22 protein-coding genes are annotated in these 21,792 nt (G+C 73.1%); 10 read left to right on the forward strand and 12 right to left on the reverse strand.

Annotation, left to right across the window (positions count from 1 at the left end; translation table 11 throughout):
* Positions 1-147: 147 nt before the first annotated feature.
* A complete protein-coding gene (locus ACFC1X_RS27205) occupies positions 148-1,782 on the reverse strand; it encodes a cation acetate symporter (RefSeq protein ID WP_376357986.1) in 1,635 nt (544 codons plus the stop codon).
* Positions 1,779-2,153 carry a DUF485 domain-containing protein gene (locus ACFC1X_RS27210; RefSeq protein ID WP_376357989.1) on the reverse strand — a complete coding sequence of 125 codons (375 nt, stop codon included), beginning with the start codon at positions 2,151-2,153 and terminating at the stop codon, positions 1,779-1,781. Before ACFC1X_RS27210 ends, ACFC1X_RS27205 begins: the two co-directional genes overlap by 4 nt.
* Before the next feature lie 265 nt (positions 2,154-2,418).
* On the opposite strand from ACFC1X_RS27210, the gene ACFC1X_RS27215 reads away from it, so the two are divergent.
* The 8 genes from ACFC1X_RS27215 to ACFC1X_RS27250 all read left to right on the forward strand — a co-directional run bounded on the left by ACFC1X_RS27215 (position 2,419) and on the right by ACFC1X_RS27250 (position 11,533).
* The gene (locus ACFC1X_RS27215; protein ID WP_376357992.1) at positions 2,419-3,960 is read left to right on the forward strand and encodes a S8 family serine peptidase; all 1,542 of its coding nucleotides are present in this window, start codon (positions 2,419-2,421) and stop codon (positions 3,958-3,960) included.
* 76 nt (positions 3,961-4,036) lie between these two features.
* Positions 4,037-5,554 (forward strand): S8 family serine peptidase, encoded by a 1,518-nt coding sequence (locus ACFC1X_RS27220; protein ID WP_376357995.1) that lies wholly within the window; start codon positions 4,037-4,039, stop codon positions 5,552-5,554.
* A gap of 54 nt (positions 5,555-5,608) precedes the next feature.
* The gene (locus ACFC1X_RS27225; protein ID WP_376357998.1) at positions 5,609-6,616 is read left to right on the forward strand and encodes a CopD family protein; all 1,008 of its coding nucleotides are present in this window, start codon (positions 5,609-5,611) and stop codon (positions 6,614-6,616) included.
* Positions 6,617-6,724: 108 nt separating this feature from the next.
* Complete coding sequence (locus ACFC1X_RS27230; RefSeq protein ID WP_376358001.1) at positions 6,725-7,717, forward strand: DEDDh family exonuclease; 993 nt, start codon at positions 6,725-6,727, stop codon at positions 7,715-7,717.
* 105 nt (positions 7,718-7,822) lie between these two features.
* On the forward strand, positions 7,823-8,056 hold the full coding sequence (locus tag ACFC1X_RS27235; RefSeq protein ID WP_376358004.1) for a hypothetical protein: 234 nt from the start codon (positions 7,823-7,825) through the stop codon (positions 8,054-8,056).
* Between the two features lie 65 nt (positions 8,057-8,121).
* On the forward strand, positions 8,122-8,925 hold the full coding sequence (locus tag ACFC1X_RS27240) for an SURF1 family protein (RefSeq protein ID WP_376358007.1): 804 nt from the start codon (positions 8,122-8,124) through the stop codon (positions 8,923-8,925).
* Between the two features lie 60 nt (positions 8,926-8,985).
* The gene (locus ACFC1X_RS27245; protein WP_376358009.1) at positions 8,986-10,773 is read left to right on the forward strand and encodes a glycoside hydrolase family 15 protein; all 1,788 of its coding nucleotides are present in this window, start codon (positions 8,986-8,988) and stop codon (positions 10,771-10,773) included.
* A 4-nt stretch (positions 10,774-10,777) separates the two neighbouring features.
* Positions 10,778-11,533: an SDR family oxidoreductase gene (locus ACFC1X_RS27250; RefSeq protein ID WP_376358012.1), complete on the forward strand. Its 756-nt coding sequence runs from the start codon at positions 10,778-10,780 to the stop codon at positions 11,531-11,533.
* Positions 11,534-11,598: 65 nt separating this feature from the next.
* On the opposite strand, the gene amaP is transcribed toward ACFC1X_RS27250, so the two are convergent.
* Genes amaP through ACFC1X_RS27275 form a run of 5 tightly spaced genes read right to left on the reverse strand, consistent with a single transcriptional unit; the run spans position 11,599 to position 13,935 of the window.
* Positions 11,599-12,186 carry an alkaline shock response membrane anchor protein AmaP gene (gene amaP / locus ACFC1X_RS27255; RefSeq protein ID WP_376358014.1) on the reverse strand — a complete coding sequence of 196 codons (588 nt, stop codon included), beginning with the start codon at positions 12,184-12,186 and terminating at the stop codon, positions 11,599-11,601.
* Positions 12,183-12,854: a DUF6286 domain-containing protein gene (locus ACFC1X_RS27260; RefSeq protein ID WP_376358017.1), complete on the reverse strand. Its 672-nt coding sequence runs from the start codon at positions 12,852-12,854 to the stop codon at positions 12,183-12,185. The genes amaP and ACFC1X_RS27260 overlap by 4 nt, the downstream gene beginning before the upstream one ends.
* On the reverse strand, positions 12,851-13,234 hold the full coding sequence (locus tag ACFC1X_RS27265; RefSeq protein ID WP_376358020.1) for a hypothetical protein: 384 nt from the start codon (positions 13,232-13,234) through the stop codon (positions 12,851-12,853). Before ACFC1X_RS27265 ends, ACFC1X_RS27260 begins: the two co-directional genes overlap by 4 nt.
* Positions 13,231-13,416: a hypothetical protein gene (locus ACFC1X_RS27270; protein ID WP_376358023.1), complete on the reverse strand. Its 186-nt coding sequence runs from the start codon at positions 13,414-13,416 to the stop codon at positions 13,231-13,233. The genes ACFC1X_RS27265 and ACFC1X_RS27270 overlap by 4 nt, the downstream gene beginning before the upstream one ends.
* A 39-nt stretch (positions 13,417-13,455) precedes the next feature.
* A complete protein-coding gene (locus ACFC1X_RS27275; protein WP_376358026.1) occupies positions 13,456-13,935 on the reverse strand; it encodes an Asp23/Gls24 family envelope stress response protein in 480 nt (159 codons plus the stop codon).
* 88 nt (positions 13,936-14,023) lie between these two features.
* Here ACFC1X_RS27275 and ACFC1X_RS27280 point away from each other — a divergent pair, with 88 nt between their 5' ends.
* Positions 14,024-14,800, forward strand: coding sequence for a nucleopolyhedrovirus P10 family protein (locus ACFC1X_RS27280; protein WP_376358029.1), 777 nt, complete (start codon positions 14,024-14,026; stop codon positions 14,798-14,800).
* Between the two features lie 35 nt (positions 14,801-14,835).
* On the opposite strand, the gene ACFC1X_RS27285 is transcribed toward ACFC1X_RS27280, so the two are convergent.
* The 3 genes from ACFC1X_RS27285 to ACFC1X_RS27295 form a co-directional block, all read right to left on the reverse strand.
* Positions 14,836-15,639 (reverse strand): enoyl-CoA hydratase/isomerase family protein, encoded by an 804-nt coding sequence (locus ACFC1X_RS27285; RefSeq protein ID WP_376358032.1) that lies wholly within the window; start codon positions 15,637-15,639, stop codon positions 14,836-14,838.
* A gap of 157 nt (positions 15,640-15,796) precedes the next feature.
* A complete protein-coding gene (locus ACFC1X_RS27290) occupies positions 15,797-16,018 on the reverse strand; it encodes a helix-turn-helix domain-containing protein (RefSeq protein ID WP_003976983.1) in 222 nt (73 codons plus the stop codon).
* Positions 16,019-16,352: 334 nt separating this feature from the next.
* Positions 16,353-17,951 carry an ABC-F family ATP-binding cassette domain-containing protein gene (locus ACFC1X_RS27295; protein ID WP_376358035.1) on the reverse strand — a complete coding sequence of 533 codons (1,599 nt, stop codon included), beginning with the start codon at positions 17,949-17,951 and terminating at the stop codon, positions 16,353-16,355.
* Positions 17,952-18,156: 205 nt separating this feature from the next.
* On the opposite strand from ACFC1X_RS27295, the gene ACFC1X_RS27300 reads away from it, so the two are divergent.
* A complete protein-coding gene (locus tag ACFC1X_RS27300) occupies positions 18,157-18,570 on the forward strand; it encodes a VOC family protein (protein ID WP_376358038.1) in 414 nt (137 codons plus the stop codon).
* 30 nt (positions 18,571-18,600) lie between these two features.
* Here the strand turns inward: ACFC1X_RS27300 and ACFC1X_RS27305 are convergent, their stop codons facing one another.
* Both ACFC1X_RS27305 and ACFC1X_RS27310 read right to left on the reverse strand, forming a co-directional pair.
* On the reverse strand, positions 18,601-20,010 hold the full coding sequence (locus ACFC1X_RS27305; protein ID WP_376358040.1) for a hypothetical protein: 1,410 nt from the start codon (positions 20,008-20,010) through the stop codon (positions 18,601-18,603).
* Positions 20,011-20,178: 168 nt separating this feature from the next.
* Positions 20,179-21,306, reverse strand: a complete 1,128-nt coding sequence (locus tag ACFC1X_RS27310) for an alpha/beta hydrolase (protein WP_376358043.1) — start codon at positions 21,304-21,306, stop codon at positions 20,179-20,181.
* Positions 21,307-21,792: the final 486 nt, after the last annotated feature.

Raw genomic sequence — 21,792 nt, forward strand, 5'->3', positions numbered from 1 at the left:
TCCCTCGACGCGGATCGGCGGAGCACTTGGCTCCTGCTACACCTGCGAGCCTACGTGACCGGTCCGACATCCACAGGGGCCCGATCCCTACGACGTGCGGCGCGGCCCCGTCGTAGGGATCTACGACGGGGCCGCGGGCGAGGCGGATCAGTGCGCTCCGGTGCCGGTCAGGGAGCGGACCTCCAGCTCGGCGTACTTCGCCTTGTCGGGTTCCTCCTTGGACAGGACCGTGCCGAGCCAGCCCATGAGGAAGCCGAACGGGATGGAGATGATGCCCGGGTTCTTCAGCGGGAACCAGGCGAAGTCGACGTCGGGGAACATCGCCTTCGGGTCGCCGGAGACCACGGGCGAGAACAGCACCAGGCCGACGGCGACGATCAGACCGCCGTAGATCGACCACAGGGCGCCCTGGGTGGTGAACTTCTTCCAGAAGAGGCTGTACAGGATGGTCGGCAGGTTGGCGGACGCGGCGACGGCGAAGGCCAGGGCGACCAGGCCGGCCACGTTCAGGTCGCGGGCGAGGGCGCCCAGCCCGATGGAGACGACGCCGATGAAGACGGTCGCCCAGCGGGCCGCCCGCATCTCCTCCCGCTCGGTGGCCTTCCCCTTGCGGATGACGTTGGCGTAGATGTCGTGCGCGAAGGAGGAGGACGAGGCGAGGGTGAGGCCGGCGACCACGGCGAGGATGGTCGCGAAGGCCACCGCCGAGATCGTGGCCAGCAGGATCGCGCCCCAGGCCGAGTCGACGCCGCCCACGTGCAGCGCGAGCAGGGGCGCGGCCGTGTTGCCGGATGGGTTGGACGCGATGATCTCGTCCTTCCCGACGAGCGCGGCGGCACCGAATCCGAGGGCGATGGTCATCAGGTAGAAGGCGCCGATGATGCCGATCGCCCAGTTCACGGACTTACGGGCGGCCTTGGCGTTGGGCACCGTGTAGAAGCGGATCAGGATGTGCGGCAGGCCGGCGGTGCCGAGCACCAGGGCGATGCTCAGGGAGATGAAGTCCAGCTTGGTGGTGCCGCTCGTGCCGTACTGGAGGCCCGGCTCCAGGAAGGCGGCGCCCGCGCCGCTGTTGTCCGCGGCCTTGCCGAGCAGGTCGGAGATGTTGAAGTCGAACTTCAGCAGCACCAGGAAGGTGATCAGGATGGTGCCGCTGATCAGCAGCACGGCCTTGACCATCTGGACCCAGGTGGTGCCCTTCATGCCGCCGATGGAGACGTACACGATCATCAGGATGCCGACGAGGGCGACGATGAGGATCTTGCCCGCGTCGGAGGTGATGCCGAGCAGCAGCGAGACGAGGACGCCCGCGCCCGCCATCTGGGCCAGCAGGTAGAAGATCGAGACGACGATCGTGGAGGTGCCGGCGGCGGTGCGCACGGGGCGCTGGCGCATGCGGTACGCGAGGACGTCACCCATGGTGTAGCGGCCGGAGTTCCGCAGCGGCTCGGCCACCAGGAGCAGGGCGACCAGCCAGGCGACCAGGAAGCCGATGGAGTACAGGAAGCCGTCGTAGCCGAAGAGGGCGATCGCGCCGGCGATGCCGAGGAAGGACGCGGCGGACATGTAGTCGCCGGAGACGGCGAGTCCGTTCTGGAAGGCGCTGAAGGACCGGCCGCCCGCGTAGAAGTCGGCGGCGTCCTTGGTCTGGCGGCCCGCCCAGACGGTGATCCCGAGCGTCGCGAGGACGAAGACCGCGAAGAGCGTGATGATGAGCGGCCGGTGCTCGCTGGCCTCGTTGGCGGCCAGCTCGGCGGCGAGAACGGTCTGTGCGGGGCTCATGCGCCGCCCTCCATCCGGGACTTGATGGCCTCGGCCTTGGGGTCGAGCTTCGCGGCGGCGTGCCGCGAGTACCACCAGGCGATGAGGAACGTGGTGACGAACTGGGCGATGCCGAAGACGAAGGCGACGTTGATGTTGCCGAACAGCTTGGTGCCCATGAAGTCGCCGGCGTAGTTCGACAGCAGCACGTACAGCAGGTACCAGACGACGAACGCGATCGTCAGCGGGAACGCGAAGGAGCGGAAGGAGCGGCGCAGTTCGGCGAACTCGGCGCTCTGCTGCACTTCGGAGAACTCCTCGGCGGAGGGGAGTCGGTGTTCCTCTGTCGAGGGGGGCTCCTCTTTCGAGGGGGGTGGTGCGTCGGTGGCCACGGAGTCTCCTCGTACGACGGACATGACGGCTTGGACCTCGGTGTTCTCGCTGGGAGCTGATCGTGCTCGGGCTCCCTGTCCAACGACACGGCCCCCCACGGGGACCGGTTCAACGCCCGGGCCACTTTCCGAAGTCACCCTCGGTGGGTCATTGCTGGCCAGCGACTTCGGGGGATAGCTTCACCCTGCACCACTCCGTCATGTACCTGCCCGAGCACCACCCGTGTCTCGGGCCGGTTTCGTTTCCGGATGATGTGGAGACCCCATGGATCATCTGCGTTCCCCGCGTTCCAGACGCAGGCTCGCCCTCGCCGTACCGGTCGTGCTCTCGCTCACCGCGTCGCTCGGCTTCCTGCCGGCGGCCGCGCAGGCGGCCCCGGACGCGCGGGCAGGCCAGTCCGCGGCCGCCGAAGCGCCGAGCCTGGCGTACGTCGTCAACACCCGCACGGACCACCGGACGATCGCGTCCGTCGAGCGCGCGATAGCCAGGACGGGCGGCACCGTGGTCGCCACCTACGACAAGATCGGGGTGATCGTCGCCCACTCGGCCGAGCCCGGCTTCGCCGCCGCGATGCGCGAGGTCCGGGGCGTGCGGTCGGCGGGCGCGACCCGCACCGCGCCGCTGACCGCCGCCGCGACGACGGACCAGGGCGCCGCCCAGCCGCTCACCGCCGAGCAGGCCGCGCGGACCGCGCGGGCGTCCGAGGCCGCGGGAGCGGGCGAGCCGCTGGAAGCGGACCAGTGGGACCTGCGCGCGATAGGCGCCGACAAGGCCGCGAAGATCAACCCGGGCAGCTCCCGCGTCACCGTCGCCGTGATCGACACCGGCGTCGACGACACCCACCCCGACCTCGCCCCGAACTTCTCCGCCTCGCAGTCCGCCAACTGCGTCGGCGGCAAGGCGGACACCAGCGCGGGCGCCTGGCGGCCGTACACCGCCGAGGACTACCACGGCACCCACGTGGCGGGTGAGATAGCCGCCGCCCGCAACGGCGTCGGCGTCGCCGGTGTCGCACCGGGCGTGAAGGTGTCGAGCATCAAGGTGAGCGACCCGGACAACGGGCTCTTCTACCCCGAGAACGTCGTGTGCGCGTTCATGTTCGCCGCCGACCGCGGGGTGGAGATCACCAACAACAGCTACTACGTGGACCCGTGGCTGTACAACTGCATGGACGACCCCGACCAGCGCGCCATCGTCGACGCGGTCAACCGGGCCCAGCTGTACGCCCAGCGCAAGGGAACCCTGCACCTCGCCTCCGCCGGCAACTCCAACCACGACCTGGACTCCGACGCGATCGTCGACGACTCAAGCCCCGACGACTCCACGCCGGTGACGCGGACGATCGACCCGCACGAGTGCTACGACGTGCCGACCCAGCTGCCGGGCGTCGTCACGGTCAGCGCGACGGGTGTCGACAAGGAGAAGTCGTACTACTCCTCGTACGGCAAGGGCGTCGTCGACGTCGCCGCGCCGGGCGGTGACGGGCGCTACCAGATCCCGGACACGCCCTCGAAGAACGGCCGCATCCTGTCGACCATGCCGAACAACGCGTACGGCTACCTCCAGGGCACCTCGATGGCCTCGCCGCACGCGGCGGGCGTGGCCGCGCTGCTGAAGTCGGAGCATCCCTGGGCGTCCCCCGCGCGGTTGCAGTGGCTGCTGAAGGCCCAGGCGGACAACCCGGGCTGCCCCGACTCCTACGACCAGGACGGCGACGGCGCGCAGGACGCCACGTGCGAGGGCGGCGGGCGCGTCAACGGCTTCTACGGCTTCGGCATCGTCAACGCGCTCCGCGCGGTGAAGTGACCCGCCCGACACCGGCCCCCCTCTACCTTCCTTCCCGTCACGCACCGGTTTCAGCAACGAACTGGAGACACCGCACATGACAGCACCTCTCTCGCGTCACCGCCGCGCCCTCGCGATCCCGGCCGGCCTGGCCGTGGCCGCCTCGCTGGCGTTCCTGCCGGGCACCCCGGCCGCCGCGGCGGAGGCCGCCCCCTCCTCCGCGGCGGACGCGACCTCGCTCAGCTACGTCGTCAACGTCTCCCCCGGGCACGGGCCTTCGGCGTCCGTGCGCAAGGCGATAGCCAAGGCCGGCGGCACGATCGTGACGTCGTACGACCGGATCGGCGTGGTCGTCGTCCACTCCGCGAACCCGGACTTCGCCAAGTCCGTCCGCAAGGTGCGGGGCGTGCACTCGGCCGGTGCCACGCGTACCGCGCCGCTGCCCTCGGCCGCCACGACCGACACGGGCGCGCCGAAGGTGCTCAGCGGCAAGGAGATCGCCGCCGCCGAGGCCTCCGAGGGCCAGGACCCGCTGCAGGGCCTCCAGTGGGACCTGCCCGCCATCAAGGCGGACAAGGCGCACGAGAAGACGCTGGGCAGCAAGAAGGTGACCGTCGCCGTCATCGACACCGGCGTGGACGACACCCACCCGGACATCGCCCCGAACTTCGACCGGGACGCGTCCGTCAACTGCGTCTCGGGCAAGCCGGACACCACGGATGGCGCCTGGCGGCCGGGCGCGGCGGAGAGCCCGCACGGCACCCACGTGGCCGGTGAGATCGCCGCCGCCAAGAACGGCGTCGGCATGACCGGTGTGGCGCCCGGGGTGAAGGTCTCCGGCATCAAGGTGTCCAACCCCGACGGCTTCTTCTACACCGAGGCCGTGGTCTGCGGCTTCGTGTGGGCGGCCGAGCACGGCGTCGACGTGACCAACAACAGCTATTACACCGACCCCTGGTACTTCAACTGCAAGGACGACCCGGACCAGAAGGCGCTCGTCGAGGCCGTCTCCCGGGCGTCGCGGTACGCGGAGCGGAAGGGCGCGGTCAACGTCGCCGCGGCCGGCAACGAGAACTACGACCTCTCCGCCGACGAGATCACCGACCCGTCCTCCCCGAACGACACGACGCCCGGCGACCGGACCGTCGACCCGTCCGAGTGCCTGGACATCCCGACCCAGCTGCCGGGTGTCGTGACGGTCGCGTCGACCGGCGCGAAGGGCCTCAAGTCGTCCTTCTCCAACCACGGTCTGGGCGTCGTCGACATCGCCGCGCCCGGCGGTGACTCGACGGCGTACCAGAAGCCCGAACCGCCCGCCACCAGCGGACTGATCCTCGGCACGCTGCCCGGCGGCAAGTGGGGCTACATGGCCGGTACGTCGATGGCGTCGCCGCACGTCGCGGGCGTCGCCGCGCTGATCAAGTCGACGCACCCGTACGCCCCGCCGGCCCTGGTCAAGGCGCTGCTGTACGCACAGGCCGACGCCACGCCGTGCACCAAGCCGTACGACATCGACGGCGACGGCAAGGTCGACGCGGTGTGCGAGGGCTCGAAGAACCGCAACGGTTTCTACGGGTGGGGCATGGCCGACGCGCTGGACGCGGTGCGCTGGTAGCCGGTATCCACCGGGGAACTTGCCCGGATCTGGGGACTTGGTGAAGATCCTGGGGTGACCCCGATACGACCCAAGTCCCGGACCACCGGTACCGGACGGCACGCGACGCCCTCCGGTACCGGCCGGACCGCGGCCGTACTCGCGCTGGTGGCGCTGGCCGCGCTGATACCGGTGCTCGGCCCCTCCCCCGCCCTGCGCGGCACGGGAGAGGCCGAGGCACCGGGCACCGGCGGCATCGCGCTGCTGCGCGCGGCGCTCTTCGCCGCGCTGTGCGTGCCGCTCGGCGAACTGTTCGTGAACCGGCTGGCCCGGTCGCTGCCCGGCGCGCCCCCGGAGCGGCCCCGCAGTTGGTCGCCGTACGCCGCCGGGGTCGGATTCGTCGCCGCCCTGGGGCTGGCGTCGGTCGTGGCGACGGGCAACCTGGTGCCGGACGGCGCCGCCGACATCGACGTGGGCGGTCTCTACGCCTCCCGGGACGGCAAGCTCGCGCTGCTGGAGGTCAACGGGTTCCTCGCGGCCGGTCTGTGCGCCGCCTCGCGCCGGCCCGGCAGCCAGGTGTGGCCGCTGGCCGCCGTGATCGTCGCGGAGGCGCTGCGCGCCCACCCCACGACCGAGTACAGCCCGCTGACCGGCTCCGGTCTGACCCTGGTCCATCTGACGTGCGCCTCGCTGTGGGCGGGCGGCCTGCTGTACGCCCTGCGGACGCTGCGGCGGTGGCGGGGTGCCGAGGCGGGTCCGGCGCTGCTCGGGCTCTACGCGCGCGTGGCGGCCGTTCTGCTGGCCGCGCTCACGGCGACCGGGGTGTGCAGTTCGCTGCGCCGGATGGAGCCGGGCACGATCGTGGACCAGCTGACGGACACGGCGTACGGGCGGGTACTGCTCGCCAAGGTGCTCCTGGTGGCCGCCGTCGCCGCCCTCGCCCTGTGGGCCAGGATCCGGCTGAGCCGCGCGGCGGACCCGCTGACGGCCTGCTCCCCCGCGCGCGCGGAGGTCGTCGCGCTGGGGGCGGTGGTCGCGGTGTCGGGTCTCCTGACGGCCCTTCCGGTACCGATCCGGTGGTGAGCAACCCTCCCCGGCGGTGGAGAACTTGACGGAGGAACCGTTTCGCCGGTGGAGCGGGCGGCACCTCCGGCACCGCGGTGTCGGTCCCGGCCCGTATCCTCAGTGACCATGCTCGAAGACCGTACGATCGCGGCGCCGTCCGCGACTGCCTGGCCGGCCGCGTATCCGCGGGGATACGCGGTCGTCGACGTGGAGACCACCGGCCTGGCCCGCGACGACCGCATCATCTCCGCTGCCGTGTACCGGCTGGACGCGCGCGGCGAGGTCGAGGACCACTGGTACACGCTGGTCAATCCGCAGCGGGACCCGGGTCCGGTGTGGATACACGGTCTGACGAGCGACGTACTGCGGGACGCGCCGCTCTTCCCCGACGTCGCCGAGGAGTTCGCGGCCCGGCTCGACGGGAGGGTCCTCGTCGCGCACAACGCGGTCTTCGACTGGCAGATGATCGCCCGCGAGTACGCCCGCGCGCGGCGGGAGGCGCCGGTGCGTCAACGGCTGTGCACCATCGCGCTCTCCAAGGAGCTGCGCCTGCCCCTGCCCAACCACAAGCTGGAGTCGCTGGCCGCCCACTACGGCGTCGTACAGCAGCGGGCGCACCACGCGCTGGACGACGCGCGGGTGCTGGCGGAGGCGTTCCGGCCGAGCCTGGCCGCGGCGGCGGCCGGGGGCGTGCGGCTGCCGCTGCACGAGTGCCGGCCGCTGACCGAGTGGTCGGACCGGCCCGCGCCCCGCATCGGGCAGCAGGCGGGCTACGGCTCCTACCGGCCGAACAGTTGGCGCCCCTCCCGCAAGAGGCCCGCCTGCCCGTATCCCAACCCGGGCCGGTACGAAGCGGGCAAACGGCTCAAGCAGGGCATGCGGGTCGCCTTCTCGGGTGACACCTCCGTGGAGCGGGACCTGCTGGAGGACCGGGCGACCGAGGCCGGGCTGCACGTCGCCACCAGCCTGTCCCGGCTGACCAGCCTGCTGGTCACCAACGACCCGGACTCGGGCACCTCCAAGGTGGTCAAGGCCCGGCAGTACGGCACGCCGGTGGTGGACGAGGCGGCGTTCGGACAGCTGCTCGCGGACGTCGAGGCGGCGGACGTGGCCCCGTGACGGGGGCCGGGACGGAGCCGGGACGGGCCGTACGGACGGGTGATTCCCGGCGACTCGCCCGGCGTCCGCTCGCCCGCGTCGCGACGACGGCCCACCCTGTGGCGCATGGCGACATGTGAAGTCTGCGGCAACAACTACGGAATGACCTTCGAGGTCCACGCCCAGGGAGCGGTGCACGTCTTCGACTGCTTCTCCTGCGCGATCCACCGGATGGCACCCATCTGCGAGCACTGCCGGGTACAGATCATCGGCCAGGGCGTCGAGGTCGAGGGCCACTGGTACTGCGGCGCCCACTGCGCCCGCGCGGAGGGGAGGGCGGGGATCATCGACAAGGTCTGAGCCCCGGCCCGCGCAAGCCCCCACCCGCCGCGTCGCGCCCCACGACCGAGTTGTACCGTCGTGGGGTGTACCGGTTCCTGTTGTCCCGCCAGTGGGTGATCCTCACCCTCGTGGCGCTCGCGCTCATCCCGACGATGATCGAGCTGGGCTTCTGGCAGCTGCACCGCCATGAGCACAGGGTCGCGCTGAACAAGGTGATCGCGGACTCCCTGGCGGCCCGGCCCGTACCGGCCGAGACCATGACCTCACCCGGGGCGAAGGTCGGCGACGACGACCTCTACCGCCGGGTGACGGCCAAGGGGCACTTCGACACCGCCGAGGAGGTCGTCGTGCGCCGCCGCACCAACGCGGACGACCGGGTCGGCTACCACGTCCTCACCCCGTTCGTGCTGGACGACGGCAAGGTGCTGATGGTCAACCGGGGCTGGATCCCCTCGAACGGCGCCAGCCAGACCGCCTTCCCCGAGATTCCGGCGCCCCCGGCGGGCGAGACCACCGTCACCGGCCGGCTGATGCCCGACCAGACGACCGAGGACAGCGGCATCAAGAACGTCGCGGGCCTGCCCGACCGCCAGGTCATGCTCATCAACAGCGAGCAGCAGGCGGAACGCCTCGGCAAGCAGGTCCTCGGGGGCTACGTCGAGATGACCGAGCCGAAGCCCGCGGGCGACACGCCCGAGCTGATCGCGGAGCCCGACCACGACAGCATCGGCAACCACATGGCGTACGCCGTCCAGTGGTGGCTGTTCGCCGCCGGTGTGCCGATCGGCTGGTTCGTGCTCGCCCGCCGCGAGGTCCGGGACCGGGCGTCCGAGGACGGCGAGGACGAGGACGAGACCGAGGAGGCCGCGGAGCCCGCCGCGGTGTAGCCGGACGGCAGCAGGACGGCGGTCCGATTGCGCCGCTCCCGGTCGGGAAGACGAAATCCCGTGCACACCGACATCGAGGACTACGCGCTCATCGGCGACCAGCAGACCGCCGCCCTGGTCTCCACGGACGGCTCCGTGGACTGGCTCTGCCTCCCCCGCTTCGACTCCGCGGCCTGCTTCGCCAAGCTCCTGGGCGACGAGGACAACGGCCACTGGCGCATCGCCCCCAAGGGCGCCGAGCGCTGCACCCGGCGCGCCTACCGGCCGGACACCCTCGTCCTCGACACCGAGTGGGAGACCGAGGAGGGTTCGGTCCGGGTCACCGACCTGATGCCCCAGCGGGACCGCGCCCCGGACCTGGTCCGTGTCGTGGAGGGCCTGAGCGGCGAGGTCACGCTGCACAGCGTGCTCCGGCTGCGCTTCGACTACGGCTCGGTCGTCCCGTGGGTGCGCAGGTCCGACGGGCACCGCGTGGCCGTCGCCGGGCCGGACTCGGCGTGGCTGCGCAGCGAACCCGAGGTGCGCAGCTGGGGCGAGGACTTCGGAACCCACTCGGAGTTCACGGTCGCCGCGGGCGAGAAGGTCGCGTTCGTGCTGACCTGGCACCCCTCGCACGAACAGCGTCCGCCGCTGATCGACCCGTTCCTCGCGCTGGAGCACAGTGTCGAGGACTGGCGGGAGTGGGCCGCGCGATGCCGCTACGACGGTCCGCACCGGGATGCCGTGGTCCGCTCCCTGATCACGCTGAAGGCGCTCACCTACCAGCCCACCGGCGGCATCGTGGCCGCCCCCACCACCTCGCTGCCCGAGGAACCGGGCGGCGTGCGCAACTGGGACTACCGCTTCTGCTGGCTGCGCGACTCCACGCTCACCCTGGGCGCCCTCCTGTCGGCCGGGTACCTGGAGGAGGCCGAGGCATGGCGCGACTGGCTGCTGCGCGCGGTCGCGGGCAGCCCGGACGACCTCCAGATCATGTACGGCCTCGCGGGCGAGCGGCGGCTGCCGGAGTTCGAGCTGCCGTGGCTGTCCGGCTTCGCCGGGGCCGCCCCCGTACGGATCGGCAACGACGCGGTGAACCAGCTCCAGTTGGACGTGTACGGCGAGGTCATGGACTCCCTGTCGCTGGCCCGGCAGGCGGGCATGCGTCCGCGGCCGCAGATGTGGGAGCTGCAGTGCGCCCTGATCGACTTCCTGGCCACGGCGTGGCGGGAGCCCGACGAGGGGCTCTGGGAGGTGCGCGGCGGGCGCCGGCAGTTCGTGCACTCGAAGGTGATGGCGTGGGTGGCCCTGGACCGCGCGGTGCGCACCCTGGAGGACCATCCCGAGCTGGACGGCGGTGACCTGGAGGGCTGGCGCGCGCTGCGCGAGGAGGTGCACCGCGAGGTGTGCGAGAAGGGGTACGACCCGGAGCGGAACACCTTCACCCAGTCCTACGGCTCGCGGGAGCTGGACGCCTCGCTGCTGCTGATACCGCGCGTGGGCTTCCTGCCCGCGGACGACCCGCGGGTGGTCGGCACGGTCGACGCGATCGGCGCGGAACTGACCCGGGACGGCCTGGTGCGCCGCTACAGCACCGAGGGGGAGCCCGTCGACGGGCTGCCGGGCAGCGAGGGGACGTTCCTCGTGTGCTCGTTCTGGTACGCGGACGCGCTGCACGCGACCGGCCGGACCAAGGAGGCCCGGCAGCTGTTCGAGCGGCTGGTGGCGCTCACCAACGACGTCGGGCTGCTGGCCGAGGAGTACGACCCGGCGGCCGGACGTCAGCTCGGCAACTTCCCGCAGGCGTTCAGCCACGTCGGTCTGGTGAACACCGCCCTCGCCCTGTTCGGGGAGGAAGGGGCAGGATAGGACCATGGATCTTGGACTGAAGGACCGGGTGTACGTCGTCACGGGAGCCACCCGGGGCCTGGGCCACGCCGCCGCGCGCGAACTGGTCGCCGACGGGGCGAAGGTGGTCGTCACCGGGCGGGACGAGCAGAGCGTCGCCCAGGCCGCGGCCGCGCTGGGCCCGGACGTGGTGGGCGTGGCCGTGGACAACGCGGACCCGCAGGCGCCCGAGCGGCTGATCGCCACCGCGCGTGAGCGCTTCGGCCGCTTCGACGGCGTACTGATCAGCGTGGGCGGGCCGCCGCCCGGGTTCGTCGCCGACAACACGGACGATCAGTGGCAGGCGGCGTTCGAGTCGGTGTTCCTCGGCGCGGTGCGGCTGGCCCGGGGTGCGGCGGCCGAGCTGGAGGAGGGCGGGGTGGTCGGGTTCGTGCTGTCGGGCTCGGTGTACGAGCCGATCCCGGGCCTGACCATCTCCAACGGCCTGCGGCCGGGGCTGGCCGGCTTCGCCAAGTCCCTCGCCGACGAGCTGGGCCCGCGCGGCATCCGCGTCGTCGGCCTGCTGCCGGGCCGCGTCGACACCGACCGCGTGCGCGAGCTGGACGGGCTGTCCGCCGACCCGGAGGCGACCAGGGCGGCCGCCGAGTCCCGCATCCCACTGCGCCGCTACGGCACCCCGGAGGAGTTCGGCCGCACGGCGGCGTTCCTGCTGTCCCCGGCGGCGTCGTACCTCACGGGCGTGATGCTGCCGGTGGACGGCGGGGTGCGGCACGGGTTCTAGCGGCACGGGTTCCAGCGGCACGGGTTCCAGCGGCACCGGTTCTGGCGGCACGCCGGACGCGTCGGTCAGCTGACGCGTTCGGCGTGGTGCTTGACGCCGCGGAGCTGGACCTCCGCCGGGAGGGACGGGAGACCGGCCGAGTCCCGGGCGTGGGTCAGGGCCCCGCTGGTGAGGTCGTGCAGGGCGGTGCCGGGATCGACGTGGGGGGCCAGCAGCAGCCGGACGCGGGTTGCCGGGGCGTCGCGGCGTCCGGTGAGCCGGACCGCGGCCCGCTCCACCCCGTCCACCCGGTCCGCCTCCTCGGCGAGGACGCCCTCCAGCGCCCGGCCGCGCAGCGTCGCGGCCTCGCCGTCCCCGGTGTCGACGAGGACCTCGGTGAGCCGGCGGCGGCGCAGGACCGCGACCAGCCACCACAGGGCGAGCAGCAACAGCACGGCGAGCGCGGCGATGACGACCGGCCACCACCAGCCCTCGTCCCGCCACCGGGTCCGCTCCGCGGTACTGAGCAGCACGTCGTGCGGACCCTGGTGGACCCACCAGGAGGGCGCGGGGAGGTCGAACCCGACGGCGAGCACGGCGCCGCCGAGGGCGAGCAGGACCAGGCCCACGAAACCGGTCAGCACACGGTCGACGGTCCTGAGCACCGCCCTCACCCCTTCCGGCCGGGACGCGCCACCCGCAGGGACACGGCGGGCGGCCTGGCCAGGCCAAGACCGCGCACCGCGTCGTCGAGCGCGCCGTCCAGTTCGGCCCGTACGTCGTCCAGTTCACGGAAGTGCGACAGTGCGCGCACGCGTGCCTTGCGGCGGCGCATCCGCACCCGGGCCGACTGCACCCCGGCGACCTCCATGGCCCGGTCGCGCAGCACGGTGGCGGCCGCGTCCCGGTGCAGCCCGGCGCGTACGTCCGGGTGGGTGCGCCGCATCGGCAGCACCCGGCGCAGGCCGGGGGTGAGCGCCAGCAGCAGGAGCCAGAGCCCGAGGGCCGCGGCGATTCCCGCGCCGACCAGCACCCACGTGTCGTCGAGGGGGCGCTCCGCGAGTTGCCGGGCCAGGTCGCGGCGCCAGCCGAGGGCGTCGCGGCCCGCACGTACGGCAACGACGTCGTAGAGGAAGGCCCCCGCGAGCAGCAGGATCAACAGGGCGACGATGCCGGCGGGGACGCGGCGCGCGGACCAGAAGCGGTGGGCCGTTCCGCTCTCCGGCGCGTCGGGGGCGTGCTTCTCCATGACGGGCGGACCGGGCTGCTCCGGGCCGGGTTCCACGACCGGCAGACGCCGGGTGCTGCCCTCGGTCGCCTCGGGGCCCTGGGACTCGCTCATCGCGTCCTCCCCCGCTTCCCGCCGTACTCCCGCGCCAGGTGCAGCCGCTCCACCTGGACGGCGACCTCCGGCACCGCCATGCCCACCAACGTCCTCACCCGCTGCACGACTTGGTGACGCACCTGACCGCAGCGGGCGCCGATGTCGCACGGGTAGTCGAGTTCGAGGTGGACCCTGACGTGCGCGATGTCGTGGTGGACGGCCACGCTCGCGTGCGGGCGCGCGGCGTCCGGATGGAGCGGGCCGACCGCCTCGCGGGCCGCCTCGGCGACGACCTTGGCGACCACCCGGTCGGCGATCCGCGTGGCACCGCGCTCGCCGGGTGCGACGACCGCCAGGGGTTCCAGGACCTCGCCGGTCCCACCGCTCACGCCAGTCACCGCCGTCGGTCGTCGCGGGCGCGGAAGAAGTCACCGAGTTCCATGTCGCCCTCCAGGAGGCGGCCGACGACGAACCCGACCGCGCCCAGGGCCGCCACCAGCAGGAAGGCGCCGAATCCGCCGAAGTACCCGGCGAACCCCAGCGCCATGCCGGCGATCAGGCCGACCACGGCCATGCTCATGGTGCGCTCCCCTCGTTCACCGCTGCCTCGTCCTCCACGTCACTTGATCCGGGGCTCCGGTTCCTCGTCCTCCTCGTCGGGCAGCTTCACATCGCTGACCGCGATGTTGACCTCGACGACCTCGAGACCGGTCATCCGCTCCACCGCGGCCACCACGTTCTCCCGCACGTCCCGGGCCACGTCCGAGATCGACACGCCGTACTCGACGACGATCTCCAGGTCGAGGGCGGTCTGCTTCTCCCCGACCTCGGCCTTCACTCCGCGTGTCACGCCGGACTTGGTCCCGCCGGGCACCCGGTCGCGTACGGCGCCGAAGGTGCGCGACATGCCGCTGCCCATGGCGTGCACACCGGCGACGTCGCGTGCCGCCATTCCGGTGATCTTCTCCACGACGCCGTCGGCGATGGTGGTCCGTCCCCGGCTCCCGGGGTCTCCGCCGCCGCGCCGGATCTGGCCCTTGCCCGCACCGGGGGTCTCGATCGTGTCCTGCCCGGCCCGGTGGCTCTCCATGTCGGTCATGGCCGTACGTCCCTTCCGGTCGTAGTACCTGTGACCACGGTAGTTCTGGTTGGGGCGCGGCGCGCCACGGATGCGGCAGGGTGGAGGAATGACGACGGCGGAGCGGTGGACGCGCACGATGCGGGAGCGGTTGGGGCTCGGCAGGCTGCTGCCGCTGGGCGGGCCCCGGGACGGGGCGTGGATCGCGGAACGTGCCGCGCGGGAGGTGCTGCTGGCCGCGGCCCGCGACGTGGCCGGGGTGCGCCCCGGCGGCCTGCGCGTCGGGCTCGCGGACCCGCGGGACACGCGGGAGCCGGCCGTACCGCCGCCGCTGGGCGCCCTGCCACCGGGGCCGCTGCGGGTGACGGCCGACTTCACGGCGACGGTGGGCGGCGCGGCGGCGACCGCGGAGCCGCTGCCGGCGACGGCCGCGCGACTGCGGGCGGCGCTGACGGAGGCGGCCGACGGGCTCGGTCTCACGGTGACGGACGTGGACCTGCGGGCGACGGGCCTGCTGGACACGCCGGCGGACGCGGCTCCCGAGCGGGAGCCGCGCGGGTCTCAGCCGGATGACGGAACGGAACCGGGACCGGCCGACGCCGCCGCCGAAGCCGACGACGGCGCGGGCGGGGACGAAGAGCGCGCCGCCGGGGCCGCGCTGGGGGTACCGGGTGTGGTCCGGCTGACCGGCGTACTGGGCCGTCCGGTGCACGTGGCGGAGCCGCCGACGCGGGAGGGGGCCCTGCCGCGCCGCCATGTCCGGCTGGAGCTGGCGGTGGCGGCGGACCACCGGGCCGTGGAGGTGGCCCGGCGGGTCCGTGCGGCGGTGTCCGAGGCGCTGCCGGACCGTCCGTCGGTGGCGGTGGTGGTGACGGCGGTCGGCTGAGGCACCGGGCCGACCGCGCGCCGCGCCCTGTCCGACTACTCCCCGAGCCCCGCCAGGTCGCGCAGGCGGCGTGCCTGGGCGGCCCGCTCGGCGGTGCGCTGGGTCTCGTAGTCGCGGTTCTGGGCGCCCTGGAGCAGGACCTTGGTCTCGACGACCGCGTCGCGGGGCGCGGCGAGGACCGCCGACACCAGGTCGTGCACGGCGCCGTCGAGTTGGTCCGCGGGTACGGCCAGGTTGGCCAGGCCGCTGTTCACCGCCTCCTCGGCCATGACGAAGCGCCCGGTCGCGCAGATCTCCAGCGCGCGGGCGTAGCCGACGAGGGACACCAGGGGGTGCGTGCCCGTCAGGTCCGGCACCAGGCCCAGGCTGGTCTCGCGCATCGCGAACTGCACGTCGTCGGCGACGACCCGCAGGTCGCAGGCGAGGGCCAGCTGGAAGCCCGCCCCGATGGCGTGCCCCTGCACGGCCGCGACGGACAGGATGTCGCCGCGCCGCCACCAGGTGAATCCCTCCTGGTACTCGGCGATGGCCGCGTCCAGCTCGGCGTCGCCGCCCCGCGCGAGGTCGATGAACGACGGTTCGCCGTCGAAGCCCTCGGGCGTGAACGCCTGCCGGTCGAGACCGGCCGAGAAGGACTTGCCCTCGGCCCGCAGCACCACGGCCCGGACGGAGCCGGGCAGCAGCCGGCCGGCCTCGGCGAGCGCCCGCCACAGAGCGGGGCTCTGCGCGTTGCGCTTGGCGGGGTTGGTCAGCGTCACCGTGGCGATCGCGTCGTCGACGGTGAGCCGCACGCCGTCCCGGTCGAGTGCGGGACCGGTGTCGTGGGCGGGCGAAGCCATGGGGCGCCTCCGAAAGGTGCGGTCGTCGTCCCCGCCGTACGCCGGCCCGTGAGCCGTGTGACGGCGGAGCTAAGTGACTGCACAGTAACCACCCGGACGGTCGGACGACCGACCGGGTGACCACCTTCACTTTCGGAGCCGAGGGGCCACCGGGATGTCAGGCCGAAGTGGCCTTTTTGCCCCGGGTAGCCCCGCCACGCCCTCGGAGCGTGACGCCCGACTCGCTGAGCATGCGGTGCACAAAGCCATACGAGCGGCCGGTTTCCTCGGCCAACGCCCGGATGCTCGCACCGGCGTCGTACTTCTTCTTCAGGTCTGCCGCGAGCTTGTCGCGCGCGGCGCCGGTAACCCGGCTGCCCTTCTTCAGAGTCTCGGCCACCCGTGCCTCCTCAAGGAAGTGCGCTCTGGTCTCCTCATGATCACCCCTTCCGCGCCTCCTGGCCACCCATTCGGCAAGGTCGATGAGTCAAGGATGTGACGACAGGAGCGTGTCCCCACATGTGGAATGCGGAATTCCAGAGATTCTCGCCCGTACCGCCGAACGGGTTTCCGCGCGTAATTCCAGGTCAGAAAGGCGTCGCGGCCGGACCCCCGGCAATGGGGGGTCCGGCCGTGAATTGGATGTAGGACGCACCTCTTGATGAGGAGATCTCACACAGATGGTGGATCACGACTCGGCCGAATGATCCATACTCAGTGGATCATCCTTTCGATCAAGCCAGGGCGACGAGATCCGCGTAGTCGGCGCCCCACAGGTCCTCGACGCCGTCCGGAAGCAGAATGATCCGTTCCGGCTGGAGGGCGTCGACGGCGCCTTCGTCGTGGGTGACGAGGACGACCGCGCCCTTGTAGGTGCGCAGCGCGCCGAGGATCTCCTCGCGGCTGGCCGGGTCGAGGTTGTTGGTGGGCTCGTCGAGGAGCAGCACGTTCGCCGAGGACACCACGAGGGTGGCCAGCGCGAGGCGGGTCTTCTCGCCGCCGGACAGGACCCCGGCCGGCTTGTCGACGTCGTCGCCGGAGAACAGGAACGAGCCCAGCGTCTTGCGGACCTCGACCAGGTCGAGGTCGGGGTTGGCGGAGCGCATGTTCTCCAGGACGGTGCGCTCGGGGTCGAGGGTCTCGTGCTCCTGGGCGTAGTAGCCGAGCTTGAGGCCGTGGCCCTCGACGACCTGGCCGGTGTCGGGCTTCTCAACGCCGCCGAGGAGCCTGAGCAGCGTGGTCTTGCCGGCGCCGTTGAGGCCGAGGATGACGACCCGGGAGCCCTTGTCGATGGCCAGGTCGACGTCGGTGAAGATCTCCAGGGAGCCGTACGACTTGGAGAGGCCCTCGGCGGTCAGCGGGGTCTTGCCGCAGGGCGCCGGCTCGGGGAAGCGGAGCTTGGCGACCTTGTCGGACTTCCGCTCGGCCTCCAGACCGGCCAGCAGCTTGTCCGCCCGGCGGGCCATGTTCTGCGCGGCGACGGTCTTGGTGGCCTTGGCGCGCATCTTGTCGGCCTGCGAATGCAGCGCGGACGCCTTCTTCTCCGCGTTCTGCCGCTCGCGCTTGCGGCGCTTCTCGTCGGCCTCGCGCTGCTGCTGGTAGAGCCTCCAGCCCATGTTGTAGACGTCGATCTGGGAGCGGTTGGCGTCCAGGTAGAACACCTTGTTGACGACCGTCTCGACCAGGTCGACGTCGTGGGAGATCACGATGAAGCCGCCGCGGTAGGTCTTCAGGTAGTCGCGCAGCCAGATGATCGAGTCGGCGTCGAGGTGGTTGGTCGGCTCGTCGAGCAGCAGCGTGTCGGCGTCGGAGAACAGGATGCGGGCCAGCTCGATCCGGCGGCGCTGACCGCCGGAGAGGGTGTGCAGGGGCTGGCCGAGGACCCGGTCGGGCAGGTTGAGCGCGGCGGCGATGGTGGCGGCCTCGGCCTCGGCGGAGTATCCGCCCTTGGTGAGGAACTCGGTCTCCTGGCGCTCGTACTGCCGGAGCGCCTTCTCGCGGGTGGCGCCCTGGCCGTTGGCGATGCGCTGCTCGTTCTCCCGCATCTTGCGGATCAGTACGTCGAGGCCGCGGGCGGAGAGGACGCGGTCGCGGGCGAGCACGTCGAGGTCGCCGGTGCGCGGGTCCTGCGGGAGGTAGCCGACCTCGCCGGAGCGGGTGACGGCGCCGGCGGCGGGCTGGCCCTCGCCGGCGAGCACCTTGGTGAGGGTGGTCTTGCCGGCGCCGTTGCGGCCGACCAGGCCGATGCGGTCGCCCTTGGCGATGCGGAAGGTGGCGCTTTCGATGAGGACGCGGGCACCGGCGCGCAGCTCGATGCCGGAGGCGGAGATCACGGTCAGACTCCTGGGGCGGGTGGGGGCGGGATGGGTGGCTGAGGACGTTTCCCGCCGTCTAATGCGCGAGGAGAATGGCCATGGGGGCCAGTCTAACGGGGCGGTGCAAGCTCTTTTCCCCGGTTCCGGTGTCAGTGGGCGGTGCCAGACTGGACGCACGGGGCCGGTCCGGCACCGTCCACCGGCTCACAAGGGAGTGATCGGCATGGCAGGCACCGACGGCGGGCGCCCGAGCATCTGTCCGACGCTGCTGTACGCGGACGCCAAGGCGGCGGTCCGGCAGCTCACCGAGGCCTTCGGCTTCAGGGAGCTGGCGGTGTACGAGGGCGAGGACGGCACGGTGGCCCACGCCGAGCTGGCCCAGGGCAACGGCGCGGTCATGCTCGGCTCCAAGGGCACGGGCAGCCGCTTCGACGAGGCGATGAAGAACTCCGGCACGACGGGGGTGTACGTCGTCGTGGAGGACGTCGACGCCCATCACCGGCAGGCCGTGGAGCACGGCGCGGAGATCCTGATGCCCCCGACGGACCAGGACTACGGCTCGCGCGACTACATGGCCCGTGACCTGGAGGGCAACGTCTGGAGCTTCGGGACGTACGCGCCGGAGGTGGGCGGCTAGCTCTTCGTTCGGCCGCGCACGCCCCGTCGGTCAGCTGCCGCCGGTGTGGACCTGGAAGGCGGCCCGGCGTACGGCCTTGGCCAGGGCGGGGTCGGGATGGGCGGCGGCGAGGGCCACCAGGACCTGCACGGTGCGGGGGTGGCCGACCGCGCGGACCTCGTCGAGCAGGGCGGGGACGGTGAACTGGACCGCCGCCTCCAGGTGCCGGACGAGCAGCGGTGCCTCCCCGTGGTCGGCGACGGCGGCCGCGGTGTCCACCCAGAGCCAGGTGGCCTCCCGGCGGGTGAGGACCTCGTGGGCGTCCTCGGGGTCGGCCCCGTCGTGCTCGGCCAGCCACAGCAGGGCGTACGGCCGCAGCGTCGGCTCGTCGACCACGCCGCGGACGTCGGGCTCGGCGGGGGCGCCGACGACCCGCAGCGCGTCGAAGGCGAGGCCGCGCAGCAGGGCGTCCTCGCCGCGCGCGGCGCCGAGCAGTTCGGCGACGGCGCTGCCGACGGGGCGGGCGGCGAGCCAGGCGCGGTACTCGGCGCGGGCGGCGTTGGGCCGGAGTTGGGCGCAGCCGCGGAGCATGCCCTCGGCGGACTGCTCGATGTTCCCGGCGGGGCTCTGGGCGGCCACGCAGATCTGCTCCAGCTTGACCCAGACCGCCCAGTTGCCGAGCGGGGTGAGCGTGGCCTGTCCGTCGCCGCAGGTGAGGGCGCCGACGGAGGCGAGGGCGTGCAGGGCCCAGTCGAGGAGCGGGGCGAGCGGGGTGTCGGCGGTGACGTCCGGGACCGGCTGGGGGCCGGGCTCCAGGCGGGGGCCGTAGGGCACCTCGCAGCGTTCGGTGCGCAGCTCGGTGACGCGCTGCTCCAGCAGGTCCAGGAGCTGGTCCACGGGGACGGGCCCGGCGGACAGCTGGAGGAAGGAGAGCACCTGGGGCATCGCGGAGACGACCTCGGCGACGGCGGCGGGCTCCTCGCCGGCGGGCTCGGGGTGGGCGAGCGACCAGGCGTCGAAGAGCGCGACCCAGCCGCGCAGCACCGCGCTGTCGTCGCGGTTCCAGGCGCGCAGCCGCCAGCCGGGGCGGGCGGTGTCGCCGTGCACCTCGACCAGTCCGGCGAGGCGGGCGGTGTCCCAGTCGGCGAGGACCCTGGCCGCGGGCAGGCCCAGTTCGCGGGCCGCCTGGTCGGCGGTCGCGTCGGAGAGGGTGGCCTTGCCGTCGGCGGTGGCACTGCCGCGGCCGGGGCCGAGCGCGGAGTCGGCCCAGCGGGCGACGCGGGCCGCGCCGGCCAGACCGGAACGCGCCATTCGGGCCAGCTCCGACCGGGCCGGTGTGCCCTCCGGGGGGCGCGGTGCGGGGCGGCGCGGACGCCGCTGGTTGATCGCTTGGGGGGCGGCGGCCAGGGGTCGTGGGCGGACGAGTCGAAGCCTGGAGTCGCGCGGGATACGGGACGTCACGGGTGCAGTCTTCCGGTTGACGGTCCGAAAACCCAAACGGAATGCCCCGACGGCCGCCGGGGAGGGCGGAGTCGGGGGTCGGGCGCGCTGCCCGGGCAGCGGATCAGGCCAGTGGTACGGCGCTAAACGGAACCGGAGGATCACACGCTGCGACGGCGCCGTGCCGGGTCACACGAGGGGGGTCATGAAGCGGCGGAGCTTCTCTTCGTAGTCGTCGGGGTCGGCGTTCCACATGGCGCCGTGCGGGGCGTCCCGGACGGTGTGCAGGGCGACCAGTCGGGGGTGGGTTTCGGCCAGCCGCCGGGAGAGCCGCCAGGGGGCCACCGCGTCGCCTGGGCCGTGGAAGATCAGCGTGGGGACCGCGGGGCGGTGCAGGCCCGCCGTGCCGGTGTCGTGGTCGGCGTGCAGCCCGGCGCGGCCCTGGGCGGCGCGGACGGCGAGCGGCAGGAGCGGTCCGGGGGTGCGGCGGGCGGCGGCGAGGGCGCGCAGGGTGGTCTCCCAGCTGAGGACCGGGGAGTCCAGGACGAGCCCCGCGATGCGCCCGCGTACGCCGGAGAGGGCGGCAGTGCGCAGGGCCATGGTGGCGCCGGTGGACCAGCCGAGCAGGACGACCTGGCGGGCGCCGTGGTCGAGGGCGTAGCGGACGGCCGCGTCCAGGTCGCGCCACTCGGTCTCGCCGAAGTGGTGCAGCCCGTCGGGCGAGGGCGGCGCGCCGACGTCGCCGCGGTAGGCGAGGGCGAGCACCGGGACGCTGCGGTCGTGCAGGGGGGCCAGCAGGTTCAGGACGTGTTCGCGGGTGGCGGCCAGGCCGTGCACGGCGATGATCCAGGTCGGGCGGGCGCCGGGCACGAACCAGGCCGGAAGCGGGCCGAGTTCGCCCGGGATCTCGACGTCGGTGTGGTCGAGGTCGAGGGCGCTGCCCGGGTTGCCGACGTACAGGTTCGGCGTGAACCAGGCGCGGTCCCCGGCCTCCAGCGTGCCGTGCGTGACGCGTTCGAGGCGGCGTACGACCGTGTCGGCGCCGTGCTCGGCGGTGTCGAGGACCGGGCCGACGACCGCGTGGGAGCCGTCGCCGGCGAGCCCGTACCGGCCGGGGCGGAGCGCGGCCAGGTCCCGGGTGAGGGTGATCCGGCCGGCCGCGGTGCCGTGCACGGTGAGCCGCGGTTCGGTGGGCAGCGGCCGGCCGGGGGGCGCCTTGAGCGCGGCGTCGCTGGCGAGCCGGCCGGCGGCGACGCTCGCTGCGCCGGCCGCCAGGGCTGCGGTGAGGGCGGCGGCCGTTGCTGTGACAGTGCGCATGGGGCCAGTCTCCTGGTGGAGTCCTCGGGCGGCCAGTGGGCGGAGGACGGGGGGTGACGGCGCTCCGTCAGGGACGCCTTCCGCCTGTCCGCCGGGGCCGGGAGCCATGGTGCGGTCCCGCTGCCGGTACCCCGGAACGGGCCGGGTACGCGCCGCGTCAGCCCCGCTGCCCGCCCCGGAGCCGCCCTCCTCCGCCGGCCGACCCGGCCAAGCCCCCGACAGCCGACGGACGACGCGACCCGGAGCCGACAACGCCCCGTCAGAGACACCCGTCCCCGCGACCGCCGTAGCCGGGGACGGGGTCCGATCCCGCTGCCACCACCCCGGAACGGGCCGGACACGCGCCGCGTCAGCCCCGCTGCCCGCCCCGGAGCCGCCCTCCTCCGCCGGCCGGCCCGGCCAAGCCCCCGACAGCCGACGGACGACGCGCCCCGGAGCCGGCAACGCCCTGTCAGAGACACCCGTCCCCGCGACCGCCGTAGCCGG

Source organism: Streptomyces sp. NPDC056128, from assembly GCF_042263835.1.
In the GTDB taxonomy this organism is placed as follows: Bacteria; Actinomycetota; Actinomycetes; order Streptomycetales; family Streptomycetaceae; genus Streptomyces.